The organism is Salibaculum griseiflavum, from assembly GCF_003129565.1.
In the GTDB taxonomy this organism is placed as follows: domain Bacteria; phylum Pseudomonadota; class Alphaproteobacteria; order Rhodobacterales; family Rhodobacteraceae; genus Salibaculum; species Salibaculum griseiflavum.
Window position 1 is genome coordinate 1 of the sequence record NZ_QETF01000013.1, and the last position, 20,515, is coordinate 20,515.

General features: G+C 63.8%; 20 protein-coding genes. 11 read left to right on the forward strand and 9 right to left on the reverse strand.

All coding sequences use genetic code 11. The features are described 5' to 3' along the window. Positions 1-108: 108 nt before the first annotated feature. Positions 109-957, reverse strand: a complete 849-nt coding sequence (locus DFK10_RS11460) for a S8 family serine peptidase (protein ID WP_109389173.1) — start codon at positions 955-957, stop codon at positions 109-111. 92 nt (positions 958-1,049) lie between these two features. Between DFK10_RS11460 and DFK10_RS11465 the strand changes: the two genes are divergently transcribed. Together DFK10_RS11465 and DFK10_RS11470 are read left to right on the forward strand one after the other, a co-directional pair. Continuing rightward, positions 1,050-2,372, forward strand: a complete 1,323-nt coding sequence (locus DFK10_RS11465; protein WP_109389174.1) for a UDP-glucose dehydrogenase family protein — start codon at positions 1,050-1,052, stop codon at positions 2,370-2,372. 94 nt (positions 2,373-2,466) lie between these two features. Beyond that, positions 2,467-3,954, forward strand: coding sequence for a calcium-binding protein (locus DFK10_RS11470; protein ID WP_109389175.1), 1,488 nt, complete (start codon positions 2,467-2,469; stop codon positions 3,952-3,954). On the opposite strand, the gene DFK10_RS11475 is transcribed toward DFK10_RS11470, so the two are convergent. Continuing rightward, positions 3,955-5,364, reverse strand: a complete 1,410-nt coding sequence (locus DFK10_RS11475; protein ID WP_109389176.1) for a mannose-1-phosphate guanylyltransferase/mannose-6-phosphate isomerase — start codon at positions 5,362-5,364, stop codon at positions 3,955-3,957. It abuts the gene before it with no gap. Positions 5,365-5,505: 141 nt separating this feature from the next. On the opposite strand from DFK10_RS11475, the gene DFK10_RS11480 reads away from it, so the two are divergent. Continuing rightward, on the forward strand, positions 5,506-6,513 hold the full coding sequence (locus DFK10_RS11480) for an NAD-dependent epimerase/dehydratase family protein (protein WP_109389177.1): 1,008 nt from the start codon (positions 5,506-5,508) through the stop codon (positions 6,511-6,513). On the opposite strand, the gene DFK10_RS11485 is transcribed toward DFK10_RS11480, so the two are convergent. Both DFK10_RS11485 and DFK10_RS11490 read right to left on the reverse strand, forming a co-directional pair. Further along, a complete protein-coding gene (locus DFK10_RS11485; RefSeq protein ID WP_109389178.1) occupies positions 6,501-7,667 on the reverse strand; it encodes a BaiN/RdsA family NAD(P)/FAD-dependent oxidoreductase in 1,167 nt (388 codons plus the stop codon). The genes DFK10_RS11480 and DFK10_RS11485 overlap by 13 nt on opposite strands. Further along, positions 7,664-8,980, reverse strand: coding sequence for a mechanosensitive ion channel family protein (locus DFK10_RS11490; RefSeq protein WP_109389179.1), 1,317 nt, complete (start codon positions 8,978-8,980; stop codon positions 7,664-7,666). The genes DFK10_RS11485 and DFK10_RS11490 overlap by 4 nt, the downstream gene beginning before the upstream one ends. Positions 8,981-9,032: 52 nt before the next feature. Between DFK10_RS11490 and DFK10_RS11495 the strand changes: the two genes are divergently transcribed. Then, a complete protein-coding gene (locus tag DFK10_RS11495; protein WP_109389180.1) occupies positions 9,033-9,332 on the forward strand; it encodes an HNH endonuclease in 300 nt (99 codons plus the stop codon). A 17-nt stretch (positions 9,333-9,349) separates the two neighbouring features. Here DFK10_RS11495 and DFK10_RS11500 read toward each other — a convergent pair whose 3' ends face one another. Both DFK10_RS11500 and DFK10_RS11505 read right to left on the reverse strand, forming a co-directional pair. Beyond that, positions 9,350-9,949 (reverse strand): enoyl-CoA hydratase/isomerase family protein, encoded by a 600-nt coding sequence (locus DFK10_RS11500; protein WP_109389181.1) that lies wholly within the window; start codon positions 9,947-9,949, stop codon positions 9,350-9,352. Continuing rightward, a complete protein-coding gene (locus DFK10_RS11505; RefSeq protein ID WP_235866831.1) occupies positions 9,946-10,713 on the reverse strand; it encodes an SDR family oxidoreductase in 768 nt (255 codons plus the stop codon). The genes DFK10_RS11500 and DFK10_RS11505 overlap by 4 nt, the downstream gene beginning before the upstream one ends. Before the next feature lie 111 nt (positions 10,714-10,824). Between DFK10_RS11505 and DFK10_RS11510 the strand changes: the two genes are divergently transcribed. The 6 genes from DFK10_RS11510 (at position 10,825) to lpxK (ending at position 17,052) form a co-directional block, all read left to right on the forward strand. Next, entirely contained in the window at positions 10,825-12,330 is a 1,506-nt protein-coding gene (locus tag DFK10_RS11510; protein ID WP_109389183.1) for a DUF2125 domain-containing protein, read from the forward strand. Positions 12,331-12,450: 120 nt separating this feature from the next. Then, on the forward strand, positions 12,451-13,797 hold the full coding sequence (locus tag DFK10_RS11515) for a TldD/PmbA family protein (RefSeq protein ID WP_109389184.1): 1,347 nt from the start codon (positions 12,451-12,453) through the stop codon (positions 13,795-13,797). Beyond that, entirely contained in the window at positions 13,784-14,596 is an 813-nt protein-coding gene (locus tag DFK10_RS11520) for a 3'(2'),5'-bisphosphate nucleotidase CysQ (RefSeq protein ID WP_109389185.1), read from the forward strand. Before DFK10_RS11515 ends, DFK10_RS11520 begins: the two co-directional genes overlap by 14 nt. A 45-nt stretch (positions 14,597-14,641) precedes the next feature. Beyond that, the gene (locus DFK10_RS11525) at positions 14,642-14,884 is read left to right on the forward strand and encodes a DUF4170 domain-containing protein (protein WP_109389186.1); all 243 of its coding nucleotides are present in this window, start codon (positions 14,642-14,644) and stop codon (positions 14,882-14,884) included. Positions 14,885-14,911: 27 nt separating this feature from the next. Beyond that, a complete protein-coding gene (locus tag DFK10_RS11530) occupies positions 14,912-16,048 on the forward strand; it encodes a 3-deoxy-D-manno-octulosonic acid transferase (RefSeq protein WP_109389187.1) in 1,137 nt (378 codons plus the stop codon). Continuing rightward, positions 16,048-17,052 (forward strand): tetraacyldisaccharide 4'-kinase, encoded by a 1,005-nt coding sequence (gene lpxK, locus DFK10_RS11535; protein WP_109389188.1) that lies wholly within the window; start codon positions 16,048-16,050, stop codon positions 17,050-17,052. Before DFK10_RS11530 ends, lpxK begins: the two co-directional genes overlap by 1 nt. Here the strand turns inward: lpxK and DFK10_RS11540 are convergent. Genes DFK10_RS11540 through DFK10_RS11550 form a run of 3 tightly spaced genes read right to left on the reverse strand, consistent with a single transcriptional unit; the run spans position 17,031 to position 19,354 of the window. Continuing rightward, on the reverse strand, positions 17,031-18,155 hold the full coding sequence (locus DFK10_RS11540) for a CaiB/BaiF CoA transferase family protein (RefSeq protein ID WP_109389189.1): 1,125 nt from the start codon (positions 18,153-18,155) through the stop codon (positions 17,031-17,033). The genes lpxK and DFK10_RS11540 overlap by 22 nt on opposite strands. After that, positions 18,152-18,826, reverse strand: a complete 675-nt coding sequence (locus tag DFK10_RS11545) for a DsbA family protein (RefSeq protein WP_109389190.1) — start codon at positions 18,824-18,826, stop codon at positions 18,152-18,154. The genes DFK10_RS11540 and DFK10_RS11545 overlap by 4 nt, the downstream gene beginning before the upstream one ends. A gap of 15 nt (positions 18,827-18,841) precedes the next feature. Further along, a complete protein-coding gene (locus DFK10_RS11550; RefSeq protein WP_109389191.1) occupies positions 18,842-19,354 on the reverse strand; it encodes a DUF721 domain-containing protein in 513 nt (170 codons plus the stop codon). 68 nt (positions 19,355-19,422) lie between these two features. Here DFK10_RS11550 and mutY point away from each other — a divergent pair, with 68 nt between their 5' ends. Then, on the forward strand, positions 19,423-20,481 hold the full coding sequence (mutY, locus tag DFK10_RS11555; protein WP_109389192.1) for an A/G-specific adenine glycosylase: 1,059 nt from the start codon (positions 19,423-19,425) through the stop codon (positions 20,479-20,481). The last annotated feature ends 34 nt before the right edge of the window (positions 20,482-20,515 follow it).

Sequence of the window (20,515 nt, forward strand, 5' to 3'; positions counted from 1 at the left end):
TGGGGAAGAAGGGCTCAAGACGCGCCATCTGCGCCTCCGTCAGCCAGAAAAGATCAGACATGGTCACCGCTCGTTTTTCGAACCGTGAATCACGCCGAAATGCGGAAATCAATGGGTCCTGACCCTAAGGGCATCGAGATAGGTGCCGCTTTCCACCCCGGCACTGAAGCTGTCATAGGTTTGTTGGGTCACCTCCATATTCGTGAAACCCCAGGAATTGTTCAATGCGATAGCGCCCTGCTGCGCCGCAACTCTCGCCGTCTCAGCAAGTTGACCGTAGGAATCGAAATCACCCAAAATCAGGTCGGCCCCAGGAGCGACGCCGATCATGCTGCCAGAGGCCCCGGCGGCAATGGATGCGACCGCAGTGCCATGTCCATCGACCACGTCGCTGAGGTCCGTGACCACCTTGCCGTCGAAGACCTCATGAGACAGAAGGTATCCCCCATCAGAGAATGCGATGACCTCTCCGGAGCCGGTCAGGCCGCTCGCATGTGCGTAGTGAACCCCAGCATGTTTCAATGGATCACTCAGCAGGACAACATCGATGCCTTCCTCGAACACTTGATTGCCATTACGATCCACCCACCACTCGCCATCGGCAACCTGAAGCAGATACCTTGGATCGTTCTCGATCAAATCCAGTGCTGCATCTCGGAAGGCGTCGAAGTTCTCCACGTAGTAGGAGGAAAGGATTGAACCTGCGCTCGGCGGATCTTGACTGTCCAGATCTCCAGCGCCGTCACCTTCACTGCCCGACTGACAGGCCGAGAGCAGAGTGACCGCAAAGGCAGCGAGAATTGGCAGATTTGATCGAGGGACCATCATCCCGAGACAATCGCCGACAATTCGCATCGGTTCAAGTATGGCGCACGCCAGGAGGATAAGTTTCGCGCTTGTCGCGCCGCAGAGCGTCCGCGGCCGACGGACGGCAATTCCCTGTTGCTGATCGAACAATGGTAGCCGCGAGGATCCCGTGATTGCCCGGACGCGTTGACAGAGCCCAGCCCATGGTCGAATACCGGGCGTGAACGGTTTGGAGCAGTTTCATGAAGATCGCGGTCGTCGGCACCGGTTATGTGGGCCTTGTCTCGGGTGTGTGTTTTTCGGATTTCGGGCATGAGGTGGTTTGCGTCGACAAGGACGCCGACAAGGTCGCACGACTGAAATCCGGTGAGGTTCCGATCTACGAGCCCGGCCTCGACGAGCTGATCGCGAAGAATACCGAGGCCGGACGTCTGTCCTTCACCACCGATCTGACCGAAGCGCTGGAGGGGGCAGAGGCTGCTTTTATCGCCGTCGGCACCCCGACCCGGCGCGGCGACGGTCATGCCGACCTGACCTACGTAATGGCCGTGGCCGAGGAAATCGCGCAGACGGCGAAGGATTACATCGTCATCGTCACCAAGTCGACGGTGCCGGTCGGAACCAACCGCAAGGTCAAGCAGGTTGTTCAAAAGGCCAACCCGGACCTTGATTTCGACGTAGCCTCGAACCCCGAATTCCTGCGCGAAGGCGCGGCCATCGACGATTTCATGCGCCCCGACCGGGTGGTTGTCGGGGTCCAGACCGACCGCGCCGCCGATGTCATGGCCGAGATCTACCGCCCGCTTTTCCTGCGTGATTTCCCCATCGTCACCACCGATCTGGAAAGCGCCGAGATGATCAAATACGCGGCCAATGCCTTCCTCGCGACCAAGATCACCTTCATCAACGAGATGGCCGCCCTGTGCGAGAAGGTCGGGGCCGACATCAAGCAGGTCAGCAAGGGGATGGGTCTGGACGGGCGCATCGGCAACAAGTTCCTGCATGCCGGGCCCGGCTATGGCGGATCGTGCTTTCCCAAGGACACCAAGGCGTTGGCCCGGATCGGCCAGGAACATGCCGCGCCGATGCAAATCACCGAGACCGTCATCAAGGTGAACGAGGAAACCAAGCGCCGCATGATCGACAAGCTGCTGGACCTGTGCGACGGCAGTTTCAACGGAAAGCTGATCGCGGTCCTGGGCGTGACCTTCAAGCCCAATACAGACGACATGCGCGACGCCCCGTCCTTGTCCATCGTGCCCGCGCTGGTGGGTGGCGGGGCCAAGGTGCGCGTCACGGACCCGCAGGGCCGGCACGAAGGCGAGGCGCTCCTGCCCGGTGTGAACTGGGTCGAGGATGCCTACAAGGCCGCGCGAAAAGCCGACCTCGTGGTCATCCTGACCGAGTGGAACGAGTTCCGCGGGCTCGACCTCAAGAAGATCGCCCGCCACATGAACACGCCCCGCCTGGCCGATCTGCGCAACATCTACTCCGTGAAGGACGCCAAGCGCGCCGGGTTCGAACGCTACGATTCCATCGGCCGCGCACCGCTTGAGACAAATTAGAACCAAGCGTCGAGAGCGCGCCACAATCGCGGCGCATCCCCGGCACTAGGCCTTGGCAAACCCGATCTGGGTCAATCCGGTGAGGGGGTTCGGCATGGCCGAATTGGAACACGTGACGACGATCACAGCGGGGCCGCATGACATTGGCCTCGTCGCGCTTGAGATCGCCTGGATTTCCGGCACACCCTATCTCTTGACTGGGTCAGAGATCGATGGCGGCCTTGTTTCCTACGCGATCTCGACCAGCGGGCTGACCTACACGGACCATGAGAGCCAGGGCCCGAATAGCGGCACCGCCGGCCTGAGTGATATCGACGTGGTCGACATCAACGGACAGCCCGTGCTGATCCCCTCCGGGCGTGCCGATGACAACACGGCCCTGCATGTTCTGGACCCCGCCGGCGCGTTCGACGGCTTTTTCCTGCCCGATGATGCTGCGGGGTGGCTTTCAGGCACCGAGGTCGCGACCACCGCCAGCGTTCTCGGCACGACGTTCGTCATAACCAGCCAATGGGGCCAACCCGATCTTCATGTCTTTTCCATCGGGTCGGACCTTAAGCTCGACCTGACCCATTCGACCTCCACATCGGATACGCCTGCTGCGTCGGATGTCACCGATCTTGAAACCATCACCATCGGCGACAGGGCTTTCGTGTTTTCACTTTCAGGAAGCGACGGGACGATCACGACCCACTGGCTCGGCCACCTGGGCGACATGCGTCTGATGGGCGTTATTGGGCCAGATCAGGGGCTGTGGGTTTCGGCCCCCACCGCCTTGGCCACGGCCGAGGTCGGCGACCTGGGGCTCCTGATTGTCGGCGCGGCGGGCAGCAACAGTCTCAGCGTGGTCAGCGTCGGGCCTTATGGCGAAACCACCGTCCTGTCACATTACCTGGACAGCCGCGACACGCGGTTCGGAGGCGTCCAGGCCGTCGAAACATTCGAGATCGGCAACCGGAGCTTCGTCATCGCGGGGGGCGGCGATGACGGGCTTTCGGTGTTCGAGATCCTGCCCGGCGGCGCGCTTTACCATCTCGACACGATCGCGGATCAGACCGATACAACCCTGATGAACCTGTCTGCTATCGCCGTGGCCGTTCTGGATGGCGTTGCCCAGATATTCGCCAGCGGCAGCGATGAAGGCGTTACGCAATTCGCGCTGGACCTGTCGGACCTGTCGGACAGCCAGATCGGCAGCGATCAGAGCGATGTAATCTCGGGCGATGGTGGACAGAACCTGCTGGCCGGGATGGCCGGTGACGACACCCTGTCCGCCGGCGGCGGCGATGACCGCCTGATCGATGGATCGGGACAGGACACCCTTTTCGGCGGCGCCCGAGCGGATGTCTTCATCTTCGTCGCCGACGGCGAACACGACATGATCGCGGATTTTGAGAACGGTACGGACTCGATCCACCTGGGCGAGATTCCCATGCTGTACGGCTTCGACCAATTGACCCTGACCCCCCAAGGCGATGGCGTGCACCTGGCCTTCGGCGACGAAACCCTGTTGATCATGCCCGACAGCGGAACCCTGGAGGTGTCGGATCTGACAGCCGATGATTTCATCTTCGGCTTCTGATCAGCTGCGGCTGTAGACATCCTCATGCCGGATGATGTCGTCTTCGCCCAGATAGGCGCCCGTCTGCACCTCGATCAGGGTCAGACCAACCTTGCCGGGATTGGCCAGGCGATGCACGGCGCCTTGCGGGACATAGATCGACTGGTTCTCGAACACCATTCGCACGTCATCCCCCACGGTCACCTCGGCGCTGCCCTCGACGACGATCCAGTGTTCGGCCCGGTGCACATGGCTTTGCAGGGACAAGCGGCCGCCGGGATGAACAAAGATGCGCTTGACCTGGAATCGCGGGCCAAGGGCCAGGCTTTCGAACCATCCCCATGGGCGATGATCGCGCGTAAAGGTATCTGCCTGGGGCGCTTCGCGATCTCGAAGCACCTCGACCACCTGTTTCACGTCCTGGCTGCGGCTACGATCTGCGACCAGCACCGCGTCGGGCATGGCCACAGCCACGATATTGTCCAATCCCAATCCCACCAGGGCCTGACCTTCGCCCTCGCTCCAGAGCAGGCTGTCGCGGCAATCAATGGCGGTGACATCGCCGGAACCGGCTACGCCGTCCGCATCGGCATGGGTGATGCGCACGGCTTCCCAATCACCGAGGTCCGTCCATTTCCCGGGGAAAGGCACGACAACAAGATCCTTGGTCTTTTCCATGATCGCGTAATCGATGCTGACCTTGCGCACCTCGCCCCAGGCCCCGGCCTCCGGCCGCAGGAACCCAAGGTCCGGGCGGGCCTTGTCCAATGATGCCTGCACCGGCTCGACCAGGTCCGGGGCATGGACGGCGAAGGCCTCCAGCAAGGTGCCGACTCGCATCAGGAAAATGCCCGCATTCCAAAGGTAGCGCCCCGTTGCCAGCATCTCCTCGGCGCGGGCCTTGTCGGGCTTTTCGACAAATCGCACCAGGGGCCGCGCACGGGTGTCTTCGGCGGCATCATGCAGTTCGAGATAACCATAGCCGGTTTCGGCACGATCCGGGGCAATGCCGAAGGTGACGATCCGGCCCTCACGCGCCGACACGGCGCCCTCGTCCACGGCAGCGCGGAACGCCGCCGCATCGGGAATCGCGTGATCGGACGGTGCGACCAGCATCAGCCGGTCGGGATCGTCAGCCAATGACAGGGCGGCCAGCAGGATTGCGGCCGCAGTATCGCGCCCTTCGGGTTCCACGAAAACCGTCTCCGGCGGGATACCGATTTCGCCCAGCTGTTCGGTGACGATGAAACGGAAGGCCTCGGAGGTGACGACCACGGGGCGCCCCATGCCGGCCCCCGACAGTCGTGTCACGGTATCTTGGAACAACGACTGCGCACCACCAAAGGCCGCGAATTGCTTCGGATAGCTTTTGCGCGACAGCGGCCAGAGCCGGGTGCCAGAACCGCCTGCCAGAATGACCGGAGTAATCACGTTTCCTCCTCCGTTATGATGCGCCGGGGCGCGCAGGTGATAGCCTGGCCCGACTGCAACAGGCCGTTTTGGGGTTCGTTAGCATGTTGCAAATGGATTTGGCACCTATAGACGTGATGCAAACACGATTTCGGAGGGGTCATGGCCAAGGCGCTTGTCACCGGGTCTGCCGGGTTCATCGGCTATCACCTGTCGCGGCTTTTGCTGGACGAGGGGATCGAGGTCATCGGGCTGGATGCCATGACCGATTATTACGACGTTCGACTCAAGGAACGGCGGCAGGCGAATCTTCTGCAATCGGCAGGGTTTCGGGCGGTGAATGACCGGCTGGAAACCGAGGGCCTGTTACACGATCTTCTGGCCGAGGAACGGCCCGATTTCGTCATCCACCTTGCCGCGCAGGCCGGGGTGCGTTACTCCATCGAGGAACCGCGCTCTTACGTGGATGCCAATATCATAGGCACCTTCAACCTGTTGGAAGCAGTGCGGGCGACGCCGGTGAAGCACCTGCTGATGGCGTCGACCTCGTCGGTCTACGGGGCCAACACAGACATGCCCTATGCCGAGACGCACAAAGCCGACACCCAGATGTCCTTCTATGCGGCAACCAAGAAGGCGAACGAGGCAATGGGCCATTCCTATGCCCATCTCTACGGCATTCCGACGACCATGTTCCGGTTCTTCACGGTCTACGGGCCTTGGGGGCGGCCCGACATGGCCTTGTTCAAGTTCACCAAGGCAATCCTGAACGGCGACCCGATCGACGTGTACAACCACGGGGGCATGCGCCGCGATTTCACCTATGTCACCGACCTTGTGCGTGGGATCCGGCTGTTGATGGACGCCACGCCCGAACGCTCCGAGGGTGAGGTTGCAGAGGGCGACAGCCTGTCACCGGTCGCCCCCTATCGCGTGGTCAATATCGGCAACTCGGAACCGGTCCAGTTGATGGCCTTCATCGAGGCGGTCGAGGCCGCCACGGGCCGGACCGCCGAAAAGAACTTCATGGACATGCAGCCGGGTGACGTGCCTGCGACCTGGGCGGATGGAACCTTGTTGAAGGATCTGACCGGTTATCGCCCGCAAACCCCGGTGACAGAGGGCGTGGCGCAATTCGTAGCCTGGTACAGGGATTATTACGCGGTCTGAGCAAGGTGCTTGGCAGCCGCCCGACCCGCCCAGCGCCCCGTCGCCATGCAGGCGGTCAGGAGGTATCCCCCTGTCGGGGCTTCCCAGTCCAGCATCTCGCCGGCCGCAAAGACTCCGGCCCAGTCGCGTAACATCAGCTCCGGTGTCAGCGCATCGAAACGCACGCCACCCGCCGTCGAGATCGCCTCGTCCATCGGGCGCAACCCGGCATGCCGGACCGGCAGCGCCTTGACCGTTCTTGTCCATTCGGATCGCGGGAGCCCCGCCCCGCCAGTCATTTCGAAGAAGAATGCGGCCTTGGCAGGTGGCAGTTTCAGCGTGTTCTTCAGCCAATGCGCCAACCGCGCCTTGGCAGGAAGGCGCGCGGTCAGCGCCGCGGCGTCAAGATCGGGCACGAGATCGACAGTCAGGGGCAGGCCCGCCCGCAAGGCCGGGGTCAGGCCGTATACGCCGCCCCCTTCCAGCCCGCGGACGCTGATCACCGCCTCGCCCCGCGAGGCAAGATCGCCCGCACGCCATTCAACGGCTTTCAGCGGCGCACCCAGATGGGGCGCCATGTGATCGGTCCAATCGACCGCAAGCGCGGCATTCGAAGGCGCAAAGGGCGCTACCTCGGAAAGCCAGTCTGCCCAGGCCCCATCCGAGCCAAGCCGCGCCCAGGACGCACCCCCGCAGGCCAGAACAATCGCGCGCGGATGCAAGGCGACCGGTCCGTCCGGCGTCTCGAATTGCGGCGCACCTGACGGGTCCCAGCCTGTCCAGCGCCAGCGCCGCCGAAGTGTCACCCCCTGTGCCTCCAACTGGCCCAACCAGGCCCTGAGCAGCGGTGACGCCTTCATGGCCTTGGGAAAGACGCGCCCCGTCGTCCCGGTGAAGAGCGGCTGGCCCAGCGCCTCGGCCCAGTTCATGACCTCGGGCGGTCCGAACCCTGCCAGGATCGGGCGAAGGACCTCGGCCCGACCGTCATAGGCCGACAGGAACTGCTCGAGCGGTTCGTTCTTGGTGAGGTTCAGGCCCGACTTGCCCGCCATCAGGAACTTGCGCGCCGGCGATGGCATCGCCTCGGCAATCGTCACGGAGTGGCCCGCCGCGGCCAGTTCCCCGGCCGCCATCAGGCCCGCTGGCCCGGCCCCGACGATCAGCGCATCGCTCAAGTCTCGGCCCTGGGGAAACCGCCCTTGATCTCGACCACGCGCTGCGGGAACGGGATCTCGATGTCATGGGCCTTGAGGGCGTTCCAGATCGCGAACAAGACCTGGCTGGTATATTTGTGCCGCCCGTCATCAATGCCGTTCACCCAGAACTCACAGGCGAAATCGATTCCCGAGTCGCCAAAGCCGCGCAGCTCACAATCGGGGGCCTCCGGCTCGGACAGGACGAAATCCAACTCGGCCACCGCCTTTTCGATGATGTCGGGGATCAGGTTGATATCCGTATCATAGCTGACCGAGAAGGGCGCCTCGTAGCGGTTCGCACTGCCCTGGTCGGAATAGTTCACGACGCGGGTGACGATGAAATCCTCGTTCGGAACCACGATCCAGCGGCCGTCGAAGGTTTCCAGGATCGCCGCCCGCGCGGTCATCTTGACGATGGTGCCCGCCTCGCCGCCGTCCAGTTCGACATAGTCGCCAACTGTCGCCTGACCCTCCAGCAGCAGAATGATCCCGGAAATGAAATTCGAAGCGATCTTCTGCAGGCCGAAACCGATCCCGACACCGAGCGCACCGGTCAACACGGCCAGCGAGGTCAGCGGGATACCCATGATGTTCATCACCAGCAGGAAGGCGATGCCGAAAATGGCGATCTCGGCGGCCTTGGCGGCCAGCTGACGGGTGGCCGGGCGCATGTCCCGCTGTTTCTCGATCAGCGCCACCGATTGGTCATTCGACCAGCGCCCGAACCAGAACATCACCGCCGCGACCACGATGAATTGCAGCGCCTTGAGCACCGAGAAGGACAGGTTGCCCAATGGCACGACCGTGGAATCGAGCCATGTCATCACCGGCCCGATCAGGCCGACGACATAAAGCGCGGCAACGGGAACCAGCACGAACTTGCCCAGAACCTTGAGGAACGGATCCTTCAGCATGTCGCGGGCGAAGGCCTGCACTGCGAGGAACAGGAAGACCCGCTTGCCGAAAGCAATGATCGCGCCGGATCCGAACAGCGACCGCGTCACCTGTTCCCCCACCGCGGTCAGCGCAAAGGCCAATAGCGGCAGCAGAAGGGGCAGAAACAGCAGGACGAACCGCCTGGTCTTGGCAAGGATGTTCACCGCCTCCTCGGGCGGGGTCAGCAGCTTTTCGATGCGGGGGTTGGCCTTTCGCGTGATCACAAGGGCCGCAAGATAGGCGACGACCAACAGCGTCAGCTGTGACCAGAAGGCGGGGCTGAGCAACCAATCGCGCGCCACCTCCACCCAACCCATGACCATTGGTCCATACTCATTCCAGATCGACTCGAACATGGTTTACCCCTTGAACCCTTGGCGTATCGGGACAGGGTCTTACACTAGCTTCATGAACAGCGAAACGCCCATCTGCGCGCTATGCGGGCGGCCAATTCCGCCGGAAGCACCGCAAAGCCTGCATCACCTCGTGCCCAAACTCAAAGGCGGCAAGGGCGGGCCGACAGTTCTGCTGCATCACATCTGCCACAAGGAGATCCACGCAACCCTGAGCGAGGCCGAGCTGGCCCGCGCCTACAACACCGTGGAGACCCTGCGCGCCCATCCCCGGCTGTCGAGGTTTATCGGCTGGGTCCGCAAACGCCCTCCCGGGTTCAATTCCCGAAGCAAGGGCGGCCGGCGCAAACGATAAGGCACGGCTGGCAAGCCCTAGATCATCCCTTTGATTGCCGTAACGTGGTCGGCCCTGGCAGCAAGAACATCTGCTGCAATCCCCTGCGCCACGTCCGCCGGGGCGTCGCAAATCCGGTCCACCAGGCCAAAGGCAAACGCGTCGTCAGCCGCGATCTTCTGTCCGCCCATGAGGATCAGCTTGGCCCGCGCGGGGCCGACCAGCGCCGACAAGCGGCGCGGATCGGTCGGTTGCGGCAGGTAGCCCAGCTTCATCACCGGGTAGAAGAACTTGGCCCCCGGCACGCAGAGTCGCAGGTCACAGGCCAGCACCATTCCCATGGCGCCCCCGGCGACGGTGCCGTTGAGCGCAGCGACGGACAGCCCACGAAATTCGGCAACGGCCCATGACAGACGTTCCCATTGCGGCGACAGGGCCAGCCCCCCGGCCTTGACCTCGTCCAGGTCGGCCCCGGCGCTGAAGACCTTGCCCTTACCTGTCAGGACCAGCAGCTTTTCACGCGCCTCGGATACAGCATCGGCCAGCGTCGCCAGCATATCTTCGGTCAGGGCATTCGCCTTGTCGGGCCGGTTCAGCGTCAGGGTCAGAACATCCCCATTGCGGTCGATTTCGATCATGACAGCCCCACCTTTCGACGCACGTCTTCGTCACGCAACGATACATCGTCCCCCAGCCACGCATCGGCCTCGGCCCCGCACATCCAGACCATCGCCTTCGCGGGCCAGTCGGGCGGGATATGGTCGGACCAGTCAAGCTGGCTGACCGGGTTGATCCCTGACGCCTTGATTTCCCGTTGCATCTCGGTGGCGACCGTCCCGGGGGATAGGCCAAGGGCACGAATGCCCTTGTCGCGGTATTCGTTGTCCACCGACCGGGTCAGCATGTAGGCGCCCGCTTTCGAGGCGCAGTAGTGCGACCAGGCCTCGACCGGGTTATGTGCCGCGCCCGATGATACGGTCAGGATCGTGCCGCCGCCCTGGTCCAGCATGTGCGGCAGGACCGCGCGCATCCCGTTGAACACCCCCTTGAGGTTGATGTCGATCACCTTGCCCCATTCCTCGGGGTCGGCCTCGGCCAGGTGGGAAATCGGTTCGATGACCCCGGCATTGCCCACAAGAACATCGATCCGGCCAAAGGTCTTCAAGGTCGCATCGACGGCCGCCTGCATTTCCCAGAACCGGCTGACATCACAGGGAATGGCGATTGCCGCGGGGCCGATTTCACCGGCCAGCTCCGCGATCCGGTCCTCGGACCGCGCCAGCAGCGCCACCTTGGCACCCGCCTCTGCAAAAGCGCGCGCGGCCTCTGCGCCGATACCACGGCTGGCGCCGGTGATCAGCACCACCTTGCCATTCATCGTCTTGTCACTTGCGTCCTGCATGTTTTCGACACCTCTCGATTGCCTGCGCCAGGGAATTGATATCCCGACCTTGACCCGGAGGACAGGGCTTGGAAAGCTTGGTCCTGAATTCTTGATAGGAGCACCCGTGATATGACGAAACCGATTTTCCTGCGCGCCGGCAGCCTCGGGGCCGCCCTGTTTTGCAGCACAGCCGCCTACGCCGATGTCACCGCCCAGCAAGTCTGGGACAACTGGAAAACGCAGATCGAGGTCTACGGAGACGGTGGCGTCACAGTCGGGAATGAATCCATGTCCGGCGACACCCTGACCGTCGAGACCCTGACACTGTCCATGTCAGACGACGACGTGACCGTGAATTCCGAGATGGGGCCGCTCACCTTCACCGAACAGGGCGATGGAACGGTGCGTGTGGGAATGCCGGAAAGCTATCCGATGAGCCTGGAGATCGAGGGCAGCCCCGTGGAACTGACCATCAGCAACGAGGGACTGGACATCGTCGCCTCGGGCACGCCCGACGCATTGTCTTATGCGCTGGTGGCTGACAGCTATTCCATCACGGTGGACAGTGTTGGCGGCGAAATCGAGGAAGAGGTCCTGCTGAACGCCGCCACGATCACGATGGAAGTCATCAGTGGCGATTACATCGTGCGCAGCGGTGACCTACAGAACATGGACTATTCCCTGACCATGGCCGGTGTCGATATCAATGTCGACTTGCGCGAAAAGGGCGGGTCCGGCGTGATTCAATTCAACGGCGACATGGCTGACCTGATGCTTGCCGCCAAGCTGGCCATGCCGATGGATATGGACATGGATGCGCCCGAGACCATGTTCGCGGACGGCTTCGCCTTCGAAGGGGGCTATTCGATCGGTGCCGCCCAATATGATTTCAATATCGACGCCGACGGCGAATCCGCTTCTGGCAATGTCAGTACGGACAGCACCGCCCTGTCGGTGTCCGCGGATTATGACGGCATGCTCTACCAAAGCGAAAGCACCGGCATCGCCCTCGACATGTCGATCCCCGAAGAGCTGCCCTTCCCCATCCAGGCTTCGATGTCGACCTTCGGCTTCACCATGGATGTGCCCCTCAGCCAGGCGAACGCCCCGCGCGGGTTCGAACTGGGCTTCGAGTTGCGCGACCTTGCCGTGGGCGACGGTCTGTGGAACCTGTTCGATCCCGGTGAAATCCTGCCGCGCGATCCGGCCACCGTGGCACTGAACCTGACGGGCAATGTCACGCCCTTCTTCGACTTCATGGATCCCGAGCAGGCCCAGGCGGCCGCCATGGCAGACCTTCCCGGTGAAATCCATGACGTGACGCTGAACGACCTTACGATGCGTGTTGCCGGTGCCGAGGTCATGGGCGAAGGGGCCTTCACCTTCGACAACACCGATTTCCAGACGATCCCCGGCATGCCACGCCCCGAGGGCCAGGCGGATTTCCGGATCAACGGGGTCAACGGCCTGATCGACAAACTGATCCAGATGGGCCTGATCCCCGAGGACCAGGCGATGATGCCGCGCATGATGCTCGGCATGTTCGCAACGCCGGTGGGCGATGACCAACTGACCTCGACCATCGAGATCAATGACCAGGGCCACATCCTGGCCAATGGCCAGCGTATCCAATAACGCTGGAATACCACGATCGGGCGGGGCGGCCGGGCAACCGGACGCCCCGCTTGCCGTTCGGGGGCGCACTTGCGGTAACTCGGCGGTCGGACTACCTGTGTGACGATCCATGAGGTGCAGATGATACATTCCCTTCCCGACCTGGCGGACCGCCTCTTGCAGGCTGCCAAATCCGCCGGGGCCGACGCCGCCGATGCCATTCTCGTTGCGGGGGCCTCTGCCTCGATCGACGTGCGGGCTGGCGCCCTCGAACAGGCAGAACGCGCCGAAAGCACCGATCTTGGGCTGCGTGTCTTCATCGGGAACCGGCAGGCCAATGTCTCGGCCTCGGACACCAAGGACGAGACGATCCGCGAAATGGCGGAACGCGCCGTCACCATGGCCCGTATCGCCCCCGAAGATCCTTATGCGGGGCTTGCCGCACCCGAACAGCTGGCGACGGACCTTGATACCGAACGGCTGGACCTTGTCGATGGCAGCCCCGAACCCGACCCCGCCAGGCTGCAATCCTGGGCCGAAGAGGCCGAGGCCGCCGCATTGGCGGTTGACGGTGTCACGCAGGTCCAATCCGCCAGCGCCACCTATGGTAGCCGATCCGTGCACTTGGCCACCAGCGCCGGGTTCTCGGCCGGATATGATGGCACCGGGTGTTCCGTCTCGTGCGTCGCCATCAGCGGCACGGGCACCGGAATGGAACGCGACTACGATTTCGACAGCCGCACCCACATGGCCGACCTGCGCAGCCCGGCCGAGATCGGCCGCCGCGCCGCCGAGCGTGCCGTGGCCCGGCATGGCGCCCGCAAGCCGGCGACGGGCAGCTACCCGGTTCTGTTCGATGAACGCATTTCAAGCAGCCTGATCGGACACCTGTTGCAGGCGATCAACGGAACCGCCATCGCGCGCGGGTCGTCCTGGTTGCTGGACGGGTTGGGCAAAGAGGTTCTGCCAACTGACCTGTCGCTCGTCGAAAGCCCGCACCGCGCCCGCGTGCAGGGCTCGCGCCTGTTCGATGCAGAGGGGCTGCCGACGCGGCGGCGCGCCATCGTCGAAAACGGCGTTCTGACCGGCTGGACCCTGGACCTTGCGACAGGCCGCAAGCTGGACATGGACAGCACCGGCAACGCTGCACGCGGCGTATCCGCCCCGCCATCTCCGGGCGTCACCCATGTGGCTCTCACTCAAGGCGAGCGCAGCCGCGAGGACCTGATCGCCCAGATGGGCACCGGGTTGCTCGTCACGTCGATGATCGGATCGACCATCAACCCCAATACCGGGGATTATTCTCGCGGCGCCTCGGGATTCTGGGTGGAGAATGGCGAGATTGCCTATCCGGTCAACGAATGCACCATCGCGGGAAACCTGCGCGACATGCTGCGCCGGATCGTGCCCGCCAATGATGCGCAAACGCATCTTAGCCGGGTTGTTCCCTCGCTTCTCATCGATGGGTTGACCCTTGCCGGTAATTAACGACCTCACCCTGCTGGAGCAGGCCGCGCAAGAGGCCGGCGACATCGCTCTGCGGCATTTCCGGGCCGATCCACAGGTCTGGGAAAAGGACAACGCCGCCGGTCCCGTGACCGAGGCCGACCTGGCCGTGGACCGCTATCTGCGTGACAAGCTGCTGACCGCGCGCCCCGGCAATGGCTGGCTGTCGGAAGAAACCGAGGACGATGCCGACCGTCTGAGCGCCGATCACGTCTTCATCATCGACCCGATCGACGGCACACGCGCCTTCATCGACCACAGCGAGGACTGGGCGCTGTCGCTTGCCGTGGCCGAACGGGGCGCCATTTCGGCCGCGGTGGTCTACCTGCCGGCGCGGGGGCTGCTGTATCGGGCTGCACGGGGGCGCGGGGCGACGCTGAACGGTGCCCCGATCACCGTCACCGGAACACAGGATGCGACAGGGGCCGAGGTTCTCACGACCAAGCCGAACCTTGCCCCCGGGTTCTGGCGCGGGCCAGTGCCCGGCTTTCGCCGCAGCTTTCGCACCTCACTGGCCTATCGGCTTTGCCTGGTTGCCGAGGGCCGGTTCGATGCCATGTTGACCCTGCGCCCGACATGGGAATGGGACGTGGCCGCCGGAAGCCTGATCGTGGCCGAGGCCGGCGGCACCGCGACCGATGGCAATGGCGGACCCGCCCGGTTCAACAACCCGCATCCGCAGATTGCGGGCATGGTCGCCGGAGGCGCCTTGCATGGGGCGCTGATAGGGGAGTTGCGCCGCGATCTTTCCCAGCCCGGTCCCTTTACGCTGCCCGGTTGACCCCCTAGGGTCTGCCGCAATCGCAGCAATGGCAGGAGCATGGCAATGGCCCAGCGCCTTCATCTGGTGTTCGGTGGCGAACTCGTCGATCCAACCAAGAACACCTTCAAGAATGTCGAGGATATCCACCTTGTCGGCATCTACCCCAACTACGACGCCGCCTATGACGCCTGGAAGGCCGAGGCGCAGCGCACCGTGGACAATGCCCATATGCGCTATTTCATCGCCCACCTCCATCGACTACGCGAAGAGGGCACCGAGGCCTCCCCGACGGAGGAGCTGGGCTGAACGGCCAAGCGACGGGCCAGATCCGCGATGACCACCCATCCCCTTGTCTGGATCGGTTGCGACGATGCCTCGAACCTGGCCGCCGCGGTCGCGCTGGCCCGGCACCTGATCGGGTCCGAAACCGAGATGCGCCTCTTGCTGGGCGCCCCACATGGAGACCTGGATCAACTGAGGTTGCTGGACTGCCCCAGGATCGAGGCAACCGGTCTCCCGGCCGATAACGGCGCCTCCGTGCGCAGCTTTCTCGATGACAGCGCACCGTCTGTCGTGGTCTGGTTCGGCGGGCCGCGCCCGACCCTGATGAATACGGTCGCCAAACGCGAAATCCCGGCCATCCTGGTCAATACCCGCCTGGACCAGCTCCGCCCACGCGGGTTGCTTGTGCGAAACCGCATCCTGCGACAGCCGCTCTCCGCCTTCGCACGGATACTCGGAGTCGATGGCGCCACCAGCAGCTGGCTGCAAAAGATGGGCATTCCTGCCAGCCGGATCAGCGTGACCGGCCCGCTGCAGGAGGACGCCGACCCGCCCGAACATGACCCGAACGAGCTGACGGTCATGGCCGAAGCGGTCGGAAGCCGGCCGGCCTGGTTCGCCGATGCGGTCGTGCCCGGCGAAATCGCCCAACTGGTTGCCGCGCACAAATCCGCCAGCCGCCGAAGTCACCGCTTGCTGATGATCATCACACCAAGGGATATCGCCGACGGACCTGACTTCGTCCGGCGACTGTCGCGCGCGGGTCTGCGCACAGCGCTCCGCTCGGCCGATGAGCCGCCACAAGAGGACATCCAGGCCCTTGTCGCCGACATGCCGGGCGAAGCCGGGCTCTGGTATCGCATCGCGCCGGTCAGTTTCATGGGTGGCACCTTGTCGGGCCCCGACGGGCCACCGCCCTTCCCCGCCGCCGCCGTCGGCTCCGCTGTTCTGCACGGCCCGTTCACGCAGCCTTGGCAAACCCAGTACCGCCGCCTGTCGCAAGCCGGCGCCCTGCGCAAAGTGCGCAGCGGCTCTGAACTGGGTGTCGCCCTGGGCGAATTGATCGGTCCGGAACGGCCTGCGACCATGGCTCATGCCGGTTGGGAAGAGGTTACCCGAAGTTCGATGGATTATCGCGACCTGAGCATGGTGATCGAGGACGCGGTCCTTGACGGGATGGTGCAGTGATGCGGGCGCCGGCCTTCTGGGACAGGGACCCGTCGCATCCCGGCCTGCTGGCGCGCCTGTTGGCGCCTTTGGGTTGGCTCTATGGCACCTTGACCGCGCGGCGCGTGGCCCGAGCCCCGGCATACCGGGCGCAGGTGCCGGTGATCTGTGTCGGCAACATCAATGCCGGAGGGACCGGCAAGACACCGACGGTCATCGCGCTGTGCCAGCACATCGGGCGGACCGGAAGCGCGGTTCACGTGGTCAGCCGTGGCTATGGCGGCCAACTTGCAGGGCCGGTGCAGGTCGATCCGACGCGCCACGGGGCGCACGCGGTCGGGGACGAGCCGCTGTTGATTGCCGCCTTCGCACCGGTCTGGGTGTCAAAGGACCGGGCCGCGGGCGTGCGCGCCGCAGAGGCAGCGGGCGCGGATGTCATCGTAATGGATGACGGGTTCCAGAACCCGGCCGTGGCCAAGGACCTGTCAATCGTGGTGGTCGATGCGGTCAAGGGCTTCGGAAATGGGCGGGTCCTGCCTGCGGGGCCGCTGCGCGAACCGGTCCCTGCAGGGCTGGCGCGGGCCGATGCCCTTCTCGTGATCGGTGCACCGGCACATCGCGAGGCATTTGCACCGGACCTGCCGGATCACTGCCTGCGGCTGGACGGTGCGCTGACCCCCCTGCCCACCGGAATGCCCTGGCAAGGGATGCGCGTCCTGGCCTTTGCCGGGATCGGCCACCCTGAAAAATTCTTTGCCACCCTGCGCGGTCTCGGGGCCGAATTGGTGCGTGGCGAGGCGCTGGAAGATCACCAACCGCTGACGGATGCGTTGATGCTGCGCCTGGAAAAAGAGGCGGCCTTGCTGAACGCGCAATTGGTCACGACCGAAAAGGATGCGGTGCGCCTGCCGGCCGCCTTCCGGCAGAAGGTCATCACCCTTCCGGTGCGCCTGGACCTTGAAGATTGGTCGGCACTGGATGACAGGCTGGATGCGCTCTTGGGTCAGGACTCTGCCAGATCCTGATCCTGGCCCAGGCGCGGCGCGGCGCGATCCGTCGCAAGATCCGCTCCGGAAAACCGGATCGGCGCCCGCACGCCCGGCACGCCTTCGGGGTCGATACGAAGCCCCCGCGCCACGACTTGCGGGTCGGCGAAGACCTCGGCCATGTCATTGATCGGCCCGGCGGGCACGCCCGCGCCCTCGCAGGCTGCCAACAGGTCCGCCTTGGTCCATTCGGCCATGGCTTGGGCCAGTTGGCCCACCAGAAGCTCTCGATTTTCGAGCCGCGCCGGGTTGGTGGCGAACCGGGCATCGCCCGCCAGTCCGGCTAGGCCAAGAAGGTCGCAGAACCGCCGGAATTGCCCGTCATTGCCCACGGCGATGATCACGTAACCATCGGCGCAGTCAAACACCTGATAAGGGACGATGTTAGGGTGCGCATTGCCGAGTCGTTTCGGCGCATCGCCCGTGGCCAGGTAGTTCATCGCCTGGTTGGCCGTGGTGGCAACGGCCACGTCCAGCAACGCCATGTCGATATGCTGCCCTTCACCAGTTCGGCCACGCTGGTGCAAGGCGGCCAATACCGCGTTGCTGGCGTAGAGTCCGGTCAGGATATCCGTCACGGCAACACCGACCTTCTGCGGCTGGCCGTCGGGCTCTCCTGTGACCGACATCAGGCCAGACATGCCCTGGATGATGTAGTCATAGCCCGCACGCGCGGCATAAGTCCCATCCTGCCCAAAACCGGTGATCGAACAATAGATCAGGCCGGGATTTACGGCCTTCAGACTTTCGTAGTCCAGCCCGTATTTCGCCAGCCCGCCCACCTTGAAATTCTCGATCACCACGTCTGCCTCGGCGATCAGGCGCTTGGCCGTTGCCAGGTCCTCGGGTGCCTTGAAATCCAGCACCACCGACCGTTTACCCCGGTTGCAGCCATGGAAATAGGCAGCCGATCGGTCTTGATCTCGCTCGATGAAGGGCGGGCCCCAATGACGGGTATCATCGCCGGCCGGGGCTTCGATCTTGATCACCTCGGCCCCAAGGTCGCTTAACAACTGACCCGCCCAAGGCCCGGCAAGGATGCGGGCCAGTTCCACGACCTTGAGACCGTCCAGAGGTGTCATTCGGCGGCGTCGGCCTCGGCCAGCTTCTCGTCCAGGATCGCGGCGAAATCATCATAGGACATGTTGGAATACTTCTCGCCATTGATGACAAAGCTGGGCGTGCCCTGAACGTCGTCGGCCTCGGCATTGGCCAGATACCAGCCATAGAGGTTCTGCGCGGTCTCGCCGTCAGTGAGGCAGGCATCGAGGTCTTCGTCGGTCAGGCCGGCAACCTTGCCGATCCGGCGCAGGTCCGAAATGATCTCTTCGCCGCTTTCGCGACGGGCCCATTCATCCTGGCGCTCATAGATCAAGTCTGTGATCCCGAAGAACCGTTCCTCGCCACCACAACGGGCCACCATCGACGCCCACAGGCCGGGACGGTCGAAATAGACCTCGCGATAGACGAAACGCACCTTGCCGGTGTCGATGTAGTTTTCCTCGATCTGGGGATACTGGTTGTCGTGGAAATTCGCACAATGGGGGCAGGTGAACGAGGCGTATTCGATCACCTCGACCGGGGCATCCTCGGCCCCTTTCACCATCTCGATGATCTGGCTGGCGTCGTATTCGGCATCCTGGGCCAGCGCGGCCCCCAGAACCGGATCGGCCGGAACGGCGGGACGGGACAGGAACCATGCACCACCGGCAACGGCAGCGACAGCGACAGTGGCGAGGAGGGCATTTTTCATGGGATCTCTTTTCACTTATCTGGTGTTACGCTTGCTAAGCACATTGGTGCCCAGCGCTTCAAGGGCAAGTCTCAGACTGTCATCGCCCACATCACCGGCAATCTCTTGCGCGGTATGAATCGTGGACGGGTCCGGCGCCTGCGATTTCTTGGGGGCAGGATCGAAGGCCAACTGCCCCTCGGCAAAGCCGGTCGGCGCGGTCTGGGTGATGTGAATGCGTGCGATTGCGTTGTAGCCATAGCAGGCGTTCACCTTTTCGCGGATCTGGGCTTTCTGCATTTCCAGCATCGGCGCCTGCGCGCCACTGGTCAGCAACGAGAGCGTCGCGCCCATTCCACCCTGGGCATAGCTGACCTTGACCGGATGGCAGACCTTCGCGGTAGCCTCACCGACGATCTCGGACCAATGGGTCAGAAGGCGGGACACGGCAAAACCACGTGATTCCGAGGCAGAGCGAATCCGCCCCTGCATCAACGTCGCCGCACGGGAAAAGCCGCGCGTGGTGCCGGTTTTGCGTGGTTGTTTCATCGTCGCGCCCTAGTCTAAACCTATGTGCGGCAGACGCCAGAGAAACCCGGTCGGGGCAGGAATAAAGAATGCGTGACACGTTGTTATCGGAACACCTGCTGGCTTGGTATGACCGGCACGCGCGCGACCTGCCTTGGCGGGTGGGGCCTGCGGACAGGGCCGCAGGTATCCGGCCCGACCCCTATCGCGTCTGGCTGTCCGAAATCATGTTGCAGCAAACCACTGTCGCCGCCGTGCGGTCCTATTTCCATGCTTTCACGACGCGCTGGCCCAACGTCGCGGCCCTGGCCGCCGCCGAGGATGCCGATGTCATGGCCGCATGGGCCGGGCTGGGCTATTACGCCCGTGCCCGCAACCTTCTGAAATGCGCGCGGCAAGTGGTGACGGAGCACGGCGGACGTTTCCCGGAAACCCGCGAGGCGCTGCTGACGCTGCCCGGCATCGGCCCCTATACCGCCAGCGCCATTGCCGCCATCGCCTTCGACGAGCCGGCCACGGTGGTGGATGGTAACGTGGAACGGGTCATGGCCCGACTGCACGACGTTCAGACCCCGCTGCCCACGGCCAAGAAAGAGCTGACAGCGCTCGCTGAACGCCACACACCCAACGAACGGCCCGGCGACTATGCGCAAGCCGTGATGGACCTTGGCGCCACGATCTGCACCCCGAAATCCCCGGCATGCGGCATCTGCCCCCTGCGGGAAGACTGTGACGCCCGCCGCGCCGGCCATGCCGCCGAGTTGCCCCGCAAACTGCCCAAGAAGCCCAAGCCCACCCGCCATGGAATCGCCTATATCGCCCGGCGCGACGACGGGGCGTGGCTTCTGGAAACCCGGCCCGACAAGGGGCTTCTGGGCGGCATGCTGGGCTGGCCCACCACGGACTGGAGCGATGACCCGGCCCCGGCCCCGCCCTTGCCTGCGGATTGGCAGACACTGGATGCCGAGGCGCGGCACACATTCACCCATTTCCACCTGCGGCTGGCGGTGCAGATCGCGACGGTCCCGGCCACCTCGGCGCCGGATCGCGGACAATTCCACCCCGCGAACAGCTTTCGCCCCGCCGACCTGCCCACGGTCATGCGAAAGGCCTTCGATTTGGCCGCCGCGACGCTGCGTGACCTTTGAGCTTGGCGCTGGATGCAATACGGTTGGCGTGAAG